Here is a 1,030-nt window from a genome sequence, read left to right on the forward strand (position 1 = left end):
GGCGAAGCTGAGAACTTAAGCGCCAGTAAACGGCGGTGGTAACTATAACCATCCTAAGGTAGCGAAATTCCTTGTCGGGTAAGTTCCGACCTGCACGAATGGCGTAACGACTTCTCGACTGTCTCAACCATAGGCCCGGTGAAATTGCATTACGAGTAAAGATGCTCGTTTCGCGCAGCAGGACGGAAAGACCCCGGGACCTTTACTATAGCTTGATATTGGTGTTCGGTTCGGCTTGTGTAGGATAGGTGGGAGACTTTGAAGCAGCAACGCCAGTTGTTGTGGAGTCGACGTTGAAATACCACTCTGGTCGTGCTGGATGTCTAACCTGGGTCCGTGATCCGGATCAGGGACAGTGTCTGGTGGGTAGTTTAACTGGGGCGGTTGCCTCCTAAAGGGTAACGGAGGCGCCCAAAGGTTCCCTCAGCCTGGTTGGCAATCAGGTGTTGAGTGTAAGTGCACAAGGGAGCTTGACTGTGAGACTGACGGGTCGAGCAGGTACGAAAGTAGGGACTAGTGATCCGGCGGTGGCTTGTGGAAGCGCCGTCGCTCAACGGATAAAAGGTACCCCGGGGATAACAGGCTGATCTTCCCCAAGAGTCCATATCGACGGGATGGTTTGGCACCTCGATGTCGGCTCGTCGCATCCTGGGGCTGGAGTAGGTCCCAAGGGTTGGGCTGTTCGCCCATTAAAGCGGTACGCGAGCTGGGTTTAGAACGTCGTGAGACAGTTCGGTCCCTATCCGCTGTGCGCGTAGGAGTGTTGAGAAGGGCTGTCCCTAGTACGAGAGGACCGGGACGGACGAACCTCTGGTGTGCCAGTTGTCCTGCCAAGGGCATGGCTGGTTGGCTACGTTCGGGAGGGATAACCGCTGAAAGCATCTAAGCGGGAAGCCTGCTTCGAGATGAGCACTCCCACCTCCTTGAGAGGGTAAGGCTCCCAGTAGACGACTGGGTTGATAGGCCGGATATGGAAGCCCTGTAAGGGGTGGAGTTGACCGGTACTAATAGGCCGAGGGCTTGTCCTCAG

Annotated in this window: 1 rRNA gene; it reads left to right on the top strand. The window is 55.7% G+C overall.

The annotated features are described in order from the left end of the window. Nucleotides 1-1,028, top strand: a 23S ribosomal RNA gene (locus tag ACFV04_RS43805); the annotation flags it as partial. Between the last annotated feature and the right edge of the window lie 2 nt (nt 1,029-1,030).

It is taken from the genome of Kitasatospora sp. NPDC059599 (assembly GCF_042735125.1).
GTDB lineage: Bacteria > Actinomycetota > Actinomycetes > Streptomycetales > Streptomycetaceae > Kitasatospora.